Origin of the sequence: Streptomyces pratensis (assembly GCF_016804005.1) — a bacterium.
Taxonomy (GTDB): domain Bacteria; phylum Actinomycetota; class Actinomycetes; order Streptomycetales; family Streptomycetaceae; genus Streptomyces; species Streptomyces pratensis_A.
Window position 1 is genome coordinate 6,571,639 of the sequence record NZ_CP051486.1, and the last position, 15,475, is coordinate 6,587,113.

The 15,475-nt window shown below is 69.1% G+C and carries 12 protein-coding genes and 1 pseudogene; 4 read left to right on the plus strand and 9 right to left on the minus strand.

Annotation, left to right across the window (positions count from 1 at the left end; translation table 11 throughout):
- Nucleotides 1-70: 70 nt before the first annotated feature.
- A complete protein-coding gene (locus HED23_RS27390) occupies nt 71-1,117 on the minus strand; it encodes a flavin-containing monooxygenase (protein WP_203187650.1) in 1,047 nt (348 codons plus the stop codon).
- Between the two features lie 115 nt (nt 1,118-1,232).
- On the opposite strand from HED23_RS27390, the gene HED23_RS27395 reads away from it, so the two are divergent.
- From HED23_RS27395 to HED23_RS27405, 3 genes and pseudogenes are all read left to right on the plus strand, one after another.
- Complete coding sequence (locus HED23_RS27395; protein ID WP_203186046.1) at nt 1,233-2,630, plus strand: NAD(P)-binding domain-containing protein; 1,398 nt, start codon at nt 1,233-1,235, stop codon at nt 2,628-2,630.
- A pseudogene (locus tag HED23_RS27400) lies at nt 2,627-3,854 on the plus strand (MFS transporter). Before HED23_RS27395 ends, HED23_RS27400 begins: the two are co-directional and overlap by 4 nt.
- Nucleotides 3,855-4,250: 396 nt before the next feature.
- Complete coding sequence (locus HED23_RS27405; RefSeq protein WP_203186047.1) at nt 4,251-5,291, plus strand: C40 family peptidase; 1,041 nt, start codon at nt 4,251-4,253, stop codon at nt 5,289-5,291.
- Nucleotides 5,292-5,372: 81 nt separating this feature from the next.
- Here the strand turns inward: HED23_RS27405 and HED23_RS27410 are convergent, their stop codons facing one another.
- The 5 genes from HED23_RS27410 to HED23_RS27430 form a co-directional block, all read right to left on the minus strand.
- The gene (locus tag HED23_RS27410; RefSeq protein WP_203186048.1) at nt 5,373-6,284 is read right to left on the minus strand and encodes a M56 family metallopeptidase; all 912 of its coding nucleotides are present in this window, start codon (nt 6,282-6,284) and stop codon (nt 5,373-5,375) included.
- Nucleotides 6,281-6,652 (minus strand): BlaI/MecI/CopY family transcriptional regulator, encoded by a 372-nt coding sequence (locus HED23_RS27415; protein WP_055643687.1) that lies wholly within the window; start codon nt 6,650-6,652, stop codon nt 6,281-6,283. The genes HED23_RS27410 and HED23_RS27415 overlap by 4 nt, the downstream gene beginning before the upstream one ends.
- Nucleotides 6,653-6,904: 252 nt before the next feature.
- On the minus strand, nt 6,905-7,699 hold the full coding sequence (locus HED23_RS27420; RefSeq protein WP_107411320.1) for an alpha/beta fold hydrolase: 795 nt from the start codon (nt 7,697-7,699) through the stop codon (nt 6,905-6,907).
- Between the two features lie 199 nt (nt 7,700-7,898).
- Nucleotides 7,899-10,163 carry a heavy metal translocating P-type ATPase gene (locus HED23_RS27425; protein ID WP_203186049.1) on the minus strand — a complete coding sequence of 755 codons (2,265 nt, stop codon included), beginning with the start codon at nt 10,161-10,163 and terminating at the stop codon, nt 7,899-7,901.
- Between the two features lie 91 nt (nt 10,164-10,254).
- Nucleotides 10,255-10,536 carry a heavy-metal-associated domain-containing protein gene (locus tag HED23_RS27430; protein WP_203186050.1) on the minus strand — a complete coding sequence of 94 codons (282 nt, stop codon included), beginning with the start codon at nt 10,534-10,536 and terminating at the stop codon, nt 10,255-10,257.
- A gap of 180 nt (nt 10,537-10,716) precedes the next feature.
- Between HED23_RS27430 and HED23_RS27435 the strand changes: the two genes are divergently transcribed.
- Nucleotides 10,717-11,682 (plus strand): hypothetical protein, encoded by a 966-nt coding sequence (locus HED23_RS27435; RefSeq protein ID WP_203186051.1) that lies wholly within the window; start codon nt 10,717-10,719, stop codon nt 11,680-11,682.
- An 86-nt stretch (nt 11,683-11,768) separates the two neighbouring features.
- Here HED23_RS27435 and HED23_RS27440 read toward each other — a convergent pair whose 3' ends face one another.
- From HED23_RS27440 to HED23_RS27450, 3 genes are all read right to left on the minus strand, one after another.
- Entirely contained in the window at nt 11,769-12,491 is a 723-nt protein-coding gene (locus HED23_RS27440) for a hypothetical protein (protein ID WP_203186052.1), read from the minus strand.
- 219 nt (nt 12,492-12,710) lie between these two features.
- Nucleotides 12,711-14,015 carry an MDR family MFS transporter gene (locus tag HED23_RS27445; RefSeq protein ID WP_203186053.1) on the minus strand — a complete coding sequence of 435 codons (1,305 nt, stop codon included), beginning with the start codon at nt 14,013-14,015 and terminating at the stop codon, nt 12,711-12,713.
- On the minus strand, nt 14,012-15,133 hold the full coding sequence (locus HED23_RS27450; protein WP_203186054.1) for a PLP-dependent cysteine synthase family protein: 1,122 nt from the start codon (nt 15,131-15,133) through the stop codon (nt 14,012-14,014). The genes HED23_RS27445 and HED23_RS27450 overlap by 4 nt, the downstream gene beginning before the upstream one ends.
- Nucleotides 15,134-15,475 lie beyond the last annotated feature (342 nt).

Genomic DNA, 15,475 nt, shown 5'->3' on the forward strand with positions numbered 1-15,475 from the left:
CCGGCCGGGCCGGGGGCGGGGCGGGGGGCATCTTGCCCCTGACCCGCCCCCAGCCTCGCGGGCCGGCGGCTCAAAGGCCGGCGGCGGCCGGTGCCTTGCGGATGTGGGCGGCTAGGGGAGGAATGACGTATGCGGCGTCGCGGCCCACACCGCGCAGAGTGTTGGAGGCGAAGGACCGCTGGAATTCCAGGCCCAGGTAGACCAGGCCGGGATGGGTCAGGGACAGTCCGCCGCGGTGCAGCGGCATGCCGTCGGCGTCCAGGGCGCCGAGCGGCTTGAGATAGTCCAGGCTGGACCGGTATCCGGTGGCCAGCAGCACGGTGTCGGTCTTCTCGCGGCTGCCATCGCCCCAAACGACCGCGTCGCCTTCGAGGGCGGTGAACATCGCGCGCCTGGCCAGGTAACCGCTCTCCAGGGCCTTCCGGTAGCGACCGCCGTCCAGGACGAGGGTGCCACCGATGTAGTGGATCAGCCAGGCCGGCGGCAGCTGGTCGAACCCGGTGGACGTCAGCCAGTGGTGCACATCCCGGCCCTCCCGTATCTGTGCGAGGAACTGCACGGGGTTGCGGCTGGCGAGCGTCACGTCAGCCACTTCCGCGAGTTCGTAGCCGACCTGGACAGCGGTATTGCCTCCCCCCACGACAATGACCCTCTTGCCCGCATACGGTGCGGGGCGGCGGTAGTCGGCGGCGTGCACCACCTCACCGGTGAAGCCCTCCTGGCCAGGCAGGGCGGGCAGCAGTGGATTACCGAAAGCGCCCGTGGCCGCGACGATTCCGGCCGCCTCTACCCTCCGGCCGTCGGCGATTGTCACGCTGACGACGCGGGTACGCGTACGGACTTCGACATCCAGGCGGTCCGCGTAGCGGCTCAGGTAATCAACCACGTCATCCCGGTGGGGATAGCGGTCTCCGTTCCCGCCGAATGGCAGGCCCGGGAGGGCGCTGAACCGCGCCGGGGAAAACAGCGTGAGGCTGTCGTAATACCGCGGCCACGAACCGGTCGCACGGTGCGAGGCTTCCAGAACGACCGGCCGAAGCCCCTCCCCCACCAGAGCTTCGGCAGCAGCAAGGCCGGACTGCCCGCCGCCGATCACCACAACATCGAATTGCTCCATCACGCACTCACACCAGTCCGGGTTCGACGAATGTCTATGTTGACGTCTATCAATACAGGTGCCATGCTGGCCGTGCAAGCCATCGACGGACGTCGAAACAATCTGGGGAGTCACCGTGAACGCGCCCACCACCGCCCTGCCCACCGTGGTGATCGGAGCTGGCCCCGCCGGCTTGGCTGCCGCCGCCCACCTCACCGGGCACGGTATGGAAACCCTGGTCCTGGAGGCCGGCCCCACAGCGGGCAGCGCGGTGCGCGAGTGGGGGCACGTGCGGCTGTTCTCGACGTGGTCCGAGGTTGTGGACCCGGCCGCCGAGAAGCTCCTGTCCCCCACGGGCTGGACTGCGCCCGACGGCGACACCTACCCCTCCGGCGCGGACTGGGCGGAGAAGTACCTCCAGCCGCTCGCCGACCTCCTCGGCGACAAGGTCCGCTACGGCACCACCGTCACCGGCGTCTCCCGCCTCGGCCGCGACCGCATCGTCGACGCCGACCGTGAGCAGCAGCCCTTCACCGTGCGCATCAAGAGCGCGGACGGCACCGAGGAGCGGATTCTCGCCCGAGCCGTGATCGACGCCTCCGGCACCTGGTCCACCCCCAGCCCTATCGGCGCCGACGGACTTCCCGCCCTCGGCGAGCACGCTGCCTCGGCGCGGATCTCCTACCGCATCCCCGACCTCAAGGACCCCGCCGTCCGCGCCCGGTACGCCGGGAAGCGCACCGCCGTCATCGGCTCCGGTGCCTCCGCCTTCACCGCTCTCGCCACGCTCGCGGACATCGCGAAGGACGAACCCGGCACCCACTCCGTCTGGATCCTGCGACGTGGGGTCAGCGGCTCCACATTCGGCGGCGGCAGCGCAGACCAGCTCCCCGCCCGTGGCGCCCTGGGCCTGGCGGCGAAGGCCGCTGTCGACAACGGGTATGCCGATGCAGTCACCGGTTTCCGCACCGAAGTCATCGAGCGCAGTGACGACGAGCGCCTGACCCTGGTGGCTGAGGACGGGCGCCGCCTCGACCCGGTGGACGAAGTCATCGTCCTGACCGGGCTGCGCCCCGACCTGTCGTTCCTGTCCGAGCTCCGCCTTGGTCTGGACGAGCGCCTTCAGGCACCGGTGGAGCTCGCCCCGCTGATCGATCCCAACCAGCACTCCTGCGGCACCGTCTATCCCCACGGCCACCGCGAACTGTCCCACCCCGAGCAGGGCCTCTACCTCGTCGGCATGAAGTCCTACGGCCGCGCCCCCACCTTCCTCGCCATGACCGGATACGAGCAGGTCCGCTCCATCACCGCAGCCCTCGCCGGTGACGTGGAGTCCGCCGACCGCGTCGAGCTCACTTTGCCTGAGACCGGAGTCTGCGGCGGCGCCGGGCTCTTCGACGATCCTTCTGCGGGAGAGGCGGACGGCGGCGGTTGCTGCGCTCCGGCACCCGCTCTGGTGCAGATCGGTGCTTCCTCGCCCGCCTCCGCTGCGAGTGCCGAGGAGCCCGCGCCGTCCGGTGGCTGCTGCGCGTGACCGAGACCGACGCCTGCGGGGCCGCGACCGGAACAGGGGACCGGTCGCGGCCCCGCGCCGTACTCCCAGCCCTGTGCGCCACACAGATCACCAGCTGGGGCATCGTCTTCTACGCCTTCCCCGTCCTCAACCCCCAGATCACCGCAGACACCGGCTGGTCGGCCGGGGCGACCACGGCAGCGTTCTCCCTCGCCCTGCTCATCTCCGCCTTCGCCGGAATACGCGTGGGCCGGATCATCGACCACCGCGGCCCCCGTACCGTCATGACAGCCGGCTCCGTGGTCGGCGTACTCGGCATCCTCGTCATCGCCGCCGCCCCGAACCTGCCGGTCTTCTTCGCCGGTTGGGTACTGGCGGGCTTCGCCATGGCGGCCACCTTCTACCAGCCCGCCTTCGCCGCCATCACCCGCTGGTGGGCCCCCGACCACGTCCGCGCACTGACCATCGTGACCCTTGCCGGCGGACTGGCCTCCACCCTCTTCGCACCCCTCACCGCAGCACTGGCCGAACACCTTTCCTGGCGCGCGACCTATGCCGTGCTCGCCGTCGTCCTCGCCGCCGTCACCATCCCCGCCCACGCCCTGGCGCTCAGAGCCCCATGGCCCCCCGCGCCATCCCCCTCGGTGGCGCATGCCGGAGCATCCGCGGAAGAAGGCCCGCAGCCGCCCGTTCCGCGTGCTCGCGGTGGCACTCACGCTCTCCGCCTTCGCCGTGTCCGCCGTGGTCGTCGCCCTCGTCCCCCTGCTCCTGGAACGCGGCTACTCGACCAGTGAGGCGGCATGGGCTCTGGGACTGGGCGGCGCAGGACAGACCCTCGGACGCACCCTGTACGCAACCCTCGCCCGCCGCACCGCAGTCACCGCCCGCACCACCACACTGATCGCCCTCGGCGGCCTCACCACCGCCGCACTCGCGATCACCCCCGGCCCGTACGCCCTCCTGATCGCTCTTTCGATCATCGCCGGAATGGTCCGCGGCAACCTCACCCTGCTCCAAGCCACCGCGATCACCGACCGATGGGGCACCACCCATTACGGCCGTCTGTCGGGACTCCTGGCGGCACCGACCACCACCGCCTCCGCCCTCGCCCCCTTCGCAGGAGCTGCACTGGCGATACGGCTGGGCGGGTACCCCCAATTGTTCGGAGCGTTGGCAGCTGTTTCCGTAATCGCCTCCGTGGCCGCACTTCGCGCCGCTCCGCGTAGCACTGGCCCTGGTCGGTAGGGGCGCGCTGACGGAACCAGGAAAGCCGGCCTCGCCCGCTTCCGAGGCCGGTACATCCGTAGCACCAGCCCGCTGGCCGGCGCTGGCATAACTGCTGTGCCCCGTCCGGTGGGCGGTGCACGGAGACCTCTTCTCAGCCTGCCGACAGGACCATGCCGACGGGTCAACCCACACCGACGAGCCTCTACATGCACTGCAAGCGGGCTGAGCTTACGGCGACGACATTGAAACTAAGCTACTTAACAGATTAGTGTGATGCCTCGAACCTCTGCACGGTCGGCCGCTCAGCCGGGGCGGCAGCGGGGGGTGCCGCCACATCCGCCACCTTCAGGCGGGTCAGGCGGGGGCGTCGTCCCTCGCTGGACAGGCGGGTTGAGCAAGAAGGAGTTCGCCTCAGTGGCGTCCCACCGTCGTCCTAAGCAGCAAACCCGGAGCTTCGCGACCGCGCTCTCCGTGACAGCAGCGGCGGCCGTCGCCCTGTCGACACAGTCGGCTTCGGCCGACCCCCTTCCCGACCCGAACAAGAAGGGCGTCAAAGCTCAGGTCGACCGCCTGTACGAGGAAGCCACGCAGGCTACCGAAAAGTACAACGGGGCGAAGGAGAAGTCCGACGGGCTCCAGAAGCAGGTCACCAATCTGCAGGAGGCGACCGCGCGCAAGCAGGCTGAACTCAATGAGCTGCGCGGCAACCTGGGAGCGGCAGCGGCGGCACAGTACCGGTCCGGTGGACTGGACCCGTCGGTACAGCTCTTCCTCTCAGCGGATCCTGACGCCTACTTGGAGCAGGCGTCAGGTCTCGACCGCATAAGTTCCAGGCAAGCCACCGCCCTGGAGCAGTACCTGAAGCAGCAGCGTGCGCTCCAGCAGCAGCGCAGCCAGGCATCGCAGAAGTTGAAGGATCTCGACGACACACGCAAGGAACTGGGGACCAAGAAGAAGGAGATCCAGGGCAAGCTGGCCGAGGCGCAAAGGCTGCTGAACACGCTGACCGCCAAGGAGCGCGCGAAGATCACCGATGAAGAGGACCGCGCCAACCGCTCCAGCGACCGCGTCGACCTCGGCAATGAAGCCAGCGCGTCCCAGCGCACCGCCTCGGCATTCAGCGCGGCCAAGAGCCGCGTCGGCATGCCCTACGTCTGGGGAGCGACCGGCCCGAACTCCTTCGACTGCTCCGGACTGACCTCCTGGGCGTTCCGCCAGGCCGGGGTCTCCCTGCCTCGCACCTCCCAAGCGCAGGCCAACGCCGGAACCCGCATCAACTCCCTGAGCGCCCTCAAGCCCGGCGACCTCATCATCATGCGCAGCGACCTGAGCCATGTCGGCTTCTACGCCGGCAACGGACAGATACTTCACTCCCCCAAGCCCGGCGCTCAAGTACGGTACGAGTCCATCGCCCGCAGCGGAATGCCCTTCATGTGGGGCGTACGGATCAGCTGACGCACCACAAGCGAACTGGCGAGATCCGAAGACCGCTTCAGTGAAAGCGCCCCGGCGCCCCGTGAGATCGTGCGGGCGACGTCAGGCGAGGTTCGGCGGGCACGCCAGGAGCAGGGGAAGCAGCGGGGCAACAGCGGCAGCGACAGCCGCAGCGCCGATGACGACGGGGTGAGGATCACCGTCCGGTCCCAGAACGCGGCGCAAGCGGATGAGCACGGTGTGGCCGCCCACCGCGAAGGCGCCCCGCGGGGCGCGCACCGCCGCCATCTCGTACATCGCGGTGGCGAAGACGGCATGCGAGTGCGTACGCACCGCGCGGTCGTCGGCGATCATCTCCAGCAGGAGTGCGGTCTGTTCCCTGGCGTGCCGTGCCAGTGGCACCCACCGGAACACTGAAACGAATGCCTCCGCTGTCGCCAGCACCAGATGGTGGCGGCCCGCTACGTGGGCCCGCTCGTGTTCCAGGACAGCGTCGAGCTGCCGAGCCGAGAGCAGCCGCACAGCCGAATCGCTGACGACGATTCGAGGAGCGTGCCCGGGCAGGCAGTAGGCCGCCGGGGCGCCGTACGGAAGCACCGTCGCGTGCAGGCGGTCCGAGCGGTAGCCCACGATGTCCAGGGTTCTCCGGTGCCGGTTACGCGCCCTGCGCGCTCGCACCACATGCCATACGAAGCTGCCGAACAGCGACAGCAGAACGACTCCCGGCAGAGCGGTTGCCAGTTGTTCCGCGGTGCCAGGGTCCGGCCTGCCGACGCCATCATGCAGTCCGCACGCGTGCAGCACACCAACGAAGCCAGCGTGAAGATGTTCCGTGGGAGTGGCGAGGTGGTACGCCGTAAGCGCGGCCGAGAGGGAGAACGACAGCGCCAGGGCCTGCCACACGAGCACCGCCAGGACAGGTGCTCGGTGCGGCCATTTGCTGCGCTGCATCAGTGGGGGCGCAGCGAAACCGACCATGGCCATGTAGCCGATCAGGGCCGGTGCCGCGTTCATTCCTCGGCCTGCATACCGACAGTCCGCAGCGCTTCACGCAGCGCGGCCACCTCTTCCTCCGACATGTTTTCGACGAAGTGAAGAAGAGTGGCGGGGCGGTCGGTGCTGGCGCCCAGGCCGTCCTCCATGAGCGCCGCCGCGTATGCCTCACGGCTGCGGACCGGCGTGTAGAGCCAGGCCCGCCCCTGCTTCTTGTCGCGCAGCAGCCAGCCCTTGCTGTGGAGGATGTTGGTCACCGTCATCACGGTGCTGTAGGCAACAGGCCGCTGAGTGTTGATGTCGTCAACGATCTCGCGGACGGTCGCCGGACGGTCCCACGCCCAGAGACGGTCCATGATCTCCGCCTCCAGATCCCCCAGCCGTCGCATGACCCCGTTCCTTCCTCAGCGTATTTGCGAACTCATAGTAGGTGCCGCCGGGACGGCCTACCGCTGCGCCTGCGGTCCGAGCCGGGCCGCACCCGCTTCCCTAAGATCAGCTCGGACCGCAGAGATCGAACTCACGGACTGTGCAGGCCCAGGTGCACCAGGACATGGAGTACAGCAGTCCGGCCTCGTGATCGTTCTTGCCGAAGTCCGTCGCAGTGCTTGTCTCCGAGGCCAGACACGCTGTGTGCACGGTCAGCGATGTGTGATCAGAAAGTCCCGGATGGCTGGTGCCAGAGCTTCGGCCAGGTCAACCGCCGTTTCCAGGCTGGCTGACAGGGATACGTCGGCGAGATGACCGTGCGGCAGGATGCGAGCTGCCTCGCTGGCCAGGGCTGCGGGGTGGCGTGCGTCGGCACCCGCAATGACCAATGTGGGCACGGTGATCGAAGCCAGTTCGGTGACTTGGGTGAAGGCCCGGTCTCGGCCGATGGCACAGGCGGCGGCGATGCTCGCCGGGTGCGAACGCGGAATGGCATCACGTACGAGGGCCCCGATGACGGGAGCCAGCATGGGCAGAATGGGCTCCCATGCCGCGTCGATGCCGCGCTGGTTCACGCGTACGGCGAACGCATCGAGCATCGCCGACTCCGCTTCCTTTGCAGCGTCGTCCTCGATGTCTTCCATGCTGATGACCACGGCGGCACGGATGCTGTCCGGGCAGGCCGCTGCGGCCCGCAATGTAACGGTGCCGCCCAGCCCTGTACCTCCCACTACCGCCCGGTGCCATCCGAGATGGCCCAGCAGGGCCTCGACGTCGTCGGTGTACTGGGCCCAGTGGTGACGGTCAGGGTCAGTGCACACCGAGCGGCCGTAGCCGCGCACGTCGGGCAGGACGACGCTGAAATCGTCGGCGAGCAAACGTGCAAGCGGCAGCAGGCTGTAACGGTCGGGGCCGCCGCCGTGCAGCAGGACAATTCCCGGTCCTTGCCCGAGCGCCGTGGCATGCAGTTGGCAACCGTCGCTGCCGTGATAGACGAAGTCGCGCATCTCTCTCCCTCGAACAGCGCACCGGCCGGCTGAAGCAGGCCAGGGCCCTCCCAGACGACCCCACCCCAGCAAGAGCACGGCCAGCACCGTGCAAATACTGGCCGGGTATTCAGCATCCAGGACCGTCGCTCGGCGCTAGTGACATCGCGTCGGCGGGGCAGGGCCGGATGGCCTGCCCCGCCGACGCGATGTTGCGTCCTCAGTCGGCGGCGCGGAAGCTACGCAGGCGCAGGCTGTTGCCGACGACGAAGACGGAGGAGAAGGCCATGGCCGCTCCGGCGATCATCGGGTTGAGGAGGCCGGCCGCGGCGAGCGGCAGGGCGGCGACGTTGTAGGCGAAGGCCCAGAAGAGGTTCGAGCGGATGGTGCCGAGGGTCTTGCGGGAGAGCCGGATGGCGTCGGCGGCGGCCCGCAGGTCTCCGCGTACAAGGGTCAGGTCGCCGGCTTCGATGGCGGCGTCGGTGCCGGTCCCCATCGCCAGCCCGAGGTCGGCCTGTGCGAGGGCGGCTGCGTCGTTGACGCCGTCGCCGACCATGGCCGCGCTGCGGCCCTCGGCCTGGAGCTTCTTGACGACATCGACCTTGTCCTGCGGCATGACCTCGGCGATGACTTCGTCGATGCCCACCTCGGCTGCGACGGCCTCGGCGACGGCCTTGTTGTCGCCGGTCAGCAGGATGGGGGTCAGGCCAAGGTCACGCAGGCGGCGGATCGCTTCGGCGCTGGTCTCCTTGACGGCGTCGGCGACCTCCAGGACCGCGCGGGCCTCTCCGTCCCAGGCGACCGCGATGACGGTCCTTCCCATCCTCTCGGCCTCGGTCTTGGCGCTCCGCAGCTCAGCGGGCAGTTCCATGGCCCACTCGGCGAGCAGCTTCTCGCGGCCCACCAGTACCGCGTGGCCGTCGACGACGCCCTGAACGCCGAGCCCGGGGATGTTCGCGAAGTCCTCGGGGGTGGGGAGCGGACCGACCTTGTCGGCCGCTCCGGTGGCGACGGCCTGGGCGATCGGGTGCTCGGAGGAGTGCTCCAGGGCACCCGCGAGGCGCAGGACGTCGGTCTCGTCCGTGCCGTCGGCCGTGTGCACCTTCAGGAGTGTCATCTTGCCGGTGGTGACGGTGCCGGTCTTGTCGAGGACAATCGTGTCGACCTTGCGCGTGGTCTCCAGGACTTCCGGGCCCTTGATGAGGATGCCGAGCTGGGCGCCCCTGCCGGTGCCGACCATGAGGGCGGTCGGGGTGGCGAGGCCCAGGGCGCACGGGCAGGCGATGATCAGTACGGCGACGGCCGCGGTGAAGGCGGCGGTGAGACCGGAGCCGTTGCCGAGCCAGAAGCCGAGGGTGGCGAGCGCGAGCCCGATGACGATCGGTACGAACACCGCGGAGATCTTGTCGGCGAGACGCTGTGCGGCGGCCTTGCCGTTCTGCGCGTCCTCGACCAGCTTGGCCATCCGGGCCAGCTGGGTGTCGGCGCCGATCCGCGTGGCCTGGACCACCAGGCGGCCACCCGCGTTCAGCGTCGCGCCGGTGACCGTGTCCCCGACGGAGACCTCGACGGGTACGGACTCACCGGTGAGCATCGAAGCGTCCACGGCGGAGGACCCCTCCACCACGGTGCCGTCCGTGGCGATCTTCTCCCCGGGACGGACCAGGAAGCGGTCCCCGACCCGCAAGTCCGCAGTGGGTACGGTGACTTCGCGGCTGTCGCGCAGGACGGTGACCTCCTTGGCGCCCAGTTCCAGGAGTGCCTTGAGGGCGGCGCCTGCCTTGCGCTTGGAGCGGGCTTCGAAGTAGCGGCCGGCCAGGATGAAGGCGGTGACGCCCGCCGCCGCTTCGAGGTAGATGTTCCCGGCGCCGTCGCTGCGGGCGATCGTGAACTCGAAGGGGTGGGTCATGCCGGGCGTGCCGGCCGTCCCGAAGAACAGCGCCCACAGCGACCACAGGAACGCGGCCGACGTACCGACCGAGATCAGCGTGTCCATCGTGGCCGCGCCGTGCTTGGCATTGGTGAACGCGGCGCGGTGGAAGGGCCAGGCCGCGTAGGTGACGACGGGCGCGGCCAGGGTGAGGGAGAGCCACTGCCAGTACTCGATCTGCAGAGCCGGGATCATCGCCATCGCGATGACGGGTACGGCGAGAACAACGGCGGTGACGAGCCGCTGGCGAAGGGGCCGTAGCTCGATGTCCGCGCTCTCGTCCTCACTCGGACCGCCCGTCGCTCCGTCCTGGTCGGCCCGCGGAAGGGCGGGCTCCTGGGCGGAGTAACCGGTCGCCTCGACGGTGGCGATCAGGTCCTGCACCGAGATGTCATCGGCGAAGCTGACCTTCGCCTTCTCGGTGGCGTAGTTGACGGTGGCCTCGACCCCGTCCATACGGTTGAGCTTCTTCTCGATACGGGCCGCGCACGAGGCGCAGGTCATGCCGCCGATGGCGAGCTCGACCTGGGCGGCGCCCTGAGTCGTGGTGGACATTTCCTGCTCCTCGTTCGGACGGAACTACGGGGTGGTGGCCGGGGCCCGGCCTGCGAACAGGGCCCCGGCGGCCGGTGGACTGGCGCGCGGGTCAGGCGCGGCCGGTGAGCTCGTACCCGGCGTCGTCGACCGCTGCCGCGATCGCTGCGTCGTCAGACGTGTTCTTGGTGGTGACGGTGACCAGGCAGGCGGTCACGTCGACGTCGACGGCCAGGACCTCGTCCAGCTCGCCGACCGCCTTCGTGATGGCGGTCTTGCAGTGCCCGCAGGTCATGCCTGAGACGCGGTAGACGGTGACGGTGGCGTCCGTGACGGCGGTCGCAGCCTCGCCGGTGCTGGTCGAGCAGGTGCCATCAGGAGTACAGCAGGACATGAGTTCCTCCTCGGATTCTTATACCCCTAGGGGGTATCAGTGCTGATTCCATGTATACCCCCAGGGTGTATTTCTGGCAAGCACCACGAGAGACGGTCGCTTATACCCCCTAGGGGTATAAGCTCGTGAGGGCGAGGCCACCCAGAGGCCCGCCGGGTACGAACCTCAGAGGGAGCAGCCATGAACACCGCAGTGAAGATCACCGCATTCACCGCCGCACTCGCAGCCTCGTTCGGCGCCGCGTACGGGCTCGGCGGCTCCGTGGCCCCGATCGCCGGCGGTACCGAACCCGCCGCCCATGCCGGGCATGCGAAGGACGCCCCACCCGAGAGCGGGAGCGGCGACGGCGGCCACACGGCCTCACCTGCGGGAGGGCTCCAGATCTCCGAGGCCGGATACACCCTCGATCTCAAAACCCCTCGCGTGCAGGCGGCAAAGACAAGCGAACTGCGCTTCGCCGTACGCGACAGGTCCGGCCGACAGGTCACCGCCTACCAGCGAGAGCACGACAAGGAACTCCACCTCATCGTCGCCTCACGCGACCTGGCCACGTACGAGCACCTGCACCCCACCAGGGCCAAGGACGGCACCTGGAGCACACCCGTCGACCTCCCCGCCGCCGGTGACTACCGGGTCTTCGCGGACTTCACCCCCGCGGCGAAGAACGCCACCAACCTCACACTCGGGGCCGACCTCGCCGTCTCCGGGGCGTACAAGCCCGCAGAACTGCCCAAGCCATCCCGCACGACCACGGTCGACGGGTACTCCGTGACACTGAACGGCGACCTCCGGCCCGGTACAGCGGAAGAACTCACGCTCAAGGTCAGCAAGGACGGGCGCCCGGTCACCGACCTCCAGCCCTATCTGGGCGCGTACGGGCACCTCGTGGCGCTGCGCGCCGGCGACCTCGCCTACCTGCACGTCCACCCCCACGGCGAACCCGGCGACGGCACCACCGAGTCCGGCCCGGAAGTCTCCTTCACCGCGACCGCGCCCAGCCCTGCGGCCTATCGCCTCTTCCTCGACTTCAAGCACAAGGGCACCGTTCGCACCGCGGCGTTCACCGTCCACGCCGGAGCGCCAGCCGACACCTCTCAGCTTGACGAGCCGGCAGCCGAGACCGAAGTCGGCGGCCATCAGCACTGAGCATCAAAACGACATGCGAGGTCACAAGACGCCCTCGGCCTGCCAGTAGCGCGCGTCGCGTAGAGCAGCCGCGTAACACCAGTGCGTCAGTGGCTGTGCCCGTCATCGATTCCAGATTCCGCTGGGGTTTCCCCTGGTGCCGGCGAGACACTCCCCTCCGGGGATCCGGCGGGGCCCGGCCGATCAGGCTGCGACTGCTGCTCTTCGGACTGAGGTTCCGTGCCGCCCCCGTGGCTGTGGCCACCTGCGCCAGGCTGCTCGGACAGCGCGGACGCCAGTTGGCGCAGTCCGAAGAAGCTGATGAGTACCACCATGAGGACGGAGAGGCCGGCCAGGCCGAAGACGCGGCGCCAAGAGGTTCCTTCGTCCTTGATCACGTATGCCAGGAAGGACAGTGCGATGCCGGCCGGTATGAGGACGGCCGCGCGCGCGGGGAAGTCCTCGAAGTGCTGGAGACCGCCGCTCAGCATGCCGATTCCGAAGGACAGCAGCAGCGAGGCTCCTATGACGACGAGCATCCGCGGCAGGGCCGGCTTGTGCCGGGCGAGGACGAATTCGTTGAGGACTGTGGCGGCGAGGAAGACCAAGACTCCGTACCCGGCGATGCGGGTGTAACGGGTGGGGTCGAGTGGGTGGTGGACCACGGCGCCGCTGATCAGTCCGGCCCCGACGAAGTAGCCGACGTAGCCGAGGTATCGCGCAAGCAGGGCGCTCTTCCGTGAACGGGCCTTGCGCAGGGCCGCTCGCCCGGGTCTCTGTGCGGGACTTTTGAGGGTGGCAGGACGGTCGGCAAGCTGAGAGGTGGACACCGGTTGCTCCTTATTGAGTGGGGTCGTTGAGACCGAGACGAGAGCGCTCGGGTGGCCCTAAAGGCGAGGGGGTTCGCTACCGTCGGCACGGCGGCGCCCGGGGTTCGCAGTGACCGGCTGGGCCGGGGCACATCAGTGCCCCCGAGGTGGGGGGTCGACCTGGTGCGGGGGAGGCCGGGTGGCACCCGGCCTCCCCCGCACTTGCCGCGACCGTTCGGGTCAGGCGGTTGCGGGTACGGACTCGGATACGGACTTTGGCGTTGCGAGGCGGCCGGTGCGGTCGAGTCCGTACAGCCCTGCTGCGCAGCCGAGGCCCAGCAGGGACAGGACGATCCACGGCAGCGCGGACATCCCGGCGTTGCGGGCAGCGTCAAGGGCGGCTCCGGTAAGGAGGTTCCCGACGGTGATGCCGATACCGCAGATGGTGTTGTACAGGCCGTAGTGGGTGGCGACGAGGCGGTTGCCGGAGAGACGGACGATGGTGTCCATCTCGAACGGGTAGGCGATCATCGTGCCCAGGGCGAGCAGCAGTGCGGATAGCGCGGGCGGCACCGCGGCAAGCAGCCACAGTCCGAGCCCGCCGTCCGGAACCGGCACAGCCGTGGCCAGCAGCAGCGGTACGAACGCCATCCCCATGGCCAGCAGGCCCCACACGAGTGCGCGGCCGGGCTCCATACGGGCCTTGCACCAGGCAGTCACCCGCGTCTGGCCCAGGATGGTGCTGAGCCCGGACACGGCGAACAGCACCGCCACCGCGGCCGTGCCGAACTCGCCCTCGCCGCCCAGACGTCGCACCTCCAGCGGCAGCGCGAGATAGACCTGGAAGGTCATGACGTACGAGCCGACCATGGCGAGCGAGAACAGCAGGAACGGCCGGTTGGCCAGGATGCCGCGCCACTGCACCAGGACACTCTCCCGGCGGCTGTCCGCCCCGGACTTCGTGTCGTCAGCCCTGCGCGCGGGCAGGGCCCGGATCTGCACGATGCTCAGGACCGCGAAAATCCCGGCGGCTGTGAGACAGGTGACGCGGAAGTCGATGCCGGTCAGCGCCATTCCCACCAGCGGGCCGAGGAGGATTCCGGCCTGGTAGAAGACGTTGAACAGCGCGAACGCCTCCACTCGCCGCTCCCCCGCGTCCGCCGCCAGGTAGGCGCGGGTGGCCGGGTTGAACAGCGCACCGGCCAGACCGGTCGCGGCGGACGCGGCGATCAGCGCGGGGACCGACTCCACGAGCCCTAGGGTCGCGAAGCCGACGATGCGCAGCACCATGCCGGCGATGATCATCGGCTTGTACCCGAACCGGTCGGCCAGGGTCCCGCCGACCAGGAACATGCCCTGCTGGCTGAAGTTGCGGACACCGAGGATCAGACCGACGAGCCACCCGGCCAGCCCGAGGGGGCCGGCCAGGTGGGTGGCGAGGTACGGCATGAGCATGTAGAAGCCGAGGTTGATGGTGAACTGGTTGACCATCAACAGCTGGACACTGCGCTCGTAGGTGCGAACCTGAGCGAAGGTGCTCTTCACCGAGCCTCCCCCGCACCGGTCCGGTCACGCACGTCGTCGCTGCTGAGGGTGAGCGGGTCGACCACGCTCGTACACCGGGTCCATCGGGTGACTTCCTTCTCGTCCAGGCGGCCGATCACGTCGGGTTCGACCGTGGGCGGGCTGTCGAGCAGACCGTGGGCCGCGCAGTAGTCGTCGTCGTAGACGGTGCCGAGGTAGCGCTGGGGCCCGTCGGGGAAGATCGCCGCGATCCGGGTGTCCTCGGGCATCTCGCGGGCGAGCCATCCGGCGACCAGGGCGACCGCGCCGACGCTCCATCCGCCGGTCGCGTAGTGCGAGGCGGCCAGCTGTCGGCAGGACCACACCGCTTCGGCCGGGGCGACCCAGTGCACTTCGGAGAAGTTTTCGTAGGCGACGTTGCGCGGGTAGATGCTGGATCCGAGCCCGCGCATCAGCCGGGGCCGGGCGGGCTGGCCGAAGATCGTGGAGCCGACGGTGTCCACGCCCACGACTCTCAGATCCGGGTAGAGCTGCCGCAGGACCCGGGAGACGCCTGCAGAGTGGCCGCCGGTGCCGACGCTGCACACCAGAACGTCGATGTGGGCGAGTTCGGTGGCCAGTTCCAGCGCGAGCGGTGTGTAGGCCGTGGTGTTGTCGGGGTTGTTGTACTGGTCCGGGCACCAGGAATCCGGGTGCTGCTTCATGAGTTGGGTGACGCGGTCGCGGCGGGCCTGTTGCCAGCCGCCGGTGGGGTGGGGCTCGGAGACGACGTTGACCTGGGCGCCGTAGGCGGTGAGCAGCCTGGTCATGGACATCTCCAGGCCCGGATCGGTGACCAGGGTGACCGGGTGGCCGTGGACCATGCCCGCCAGGGCCAGGCCGAGACCGAGGGTGCCGCTGGTGGACTCGATGATCCGCGCTCCGGGCTTCAGATCGCCACGGGCTCGGGCGCGTTCGACCATGTACAGACCGGGGCGGTCCTTTATACCGCCGGGGTTGAAGCCTTCCAGCTTCGCCCAGAACCCCCGTCCGACCGGAGCGAAGGGCTCACTGACGTGCAGGAGCGGCGTGTTGCCGACCAGCCCGGACAGGGCGGCGTGGCCGGGCTTGGGGGGATGGGTGACGTTCGGAGAGTGCATCAGTCGGCTCTCATCATTCGGTGGATGGCGCGTCGGGTGCTGGTCTCTCGCACGTCGCTCGGCCCGGACCGGTGATCCGGTCCCAAAAGCGGAGCGACGGCCGCGGCATGCTGCGGCGGTAAGAGGCGGCCTACCTCCGCCACCGGCAGAGCGAACGCAAGGTCGAGCGGCCTGAGCCAGTTCCTGGCACCGCCACCTGTGCCTGCCGAACACCGCCGTCAGCTGACGGCGAGCACCCCGTTGTCGCTTCGGGGGCGGTGGCGGCGGACGTCGGCGTACGCGTCTGCTGTCCGGCGACCACAGCGGTTTCTGCGCCGGCCGGCGAGCAGGACGAGTCAGCGG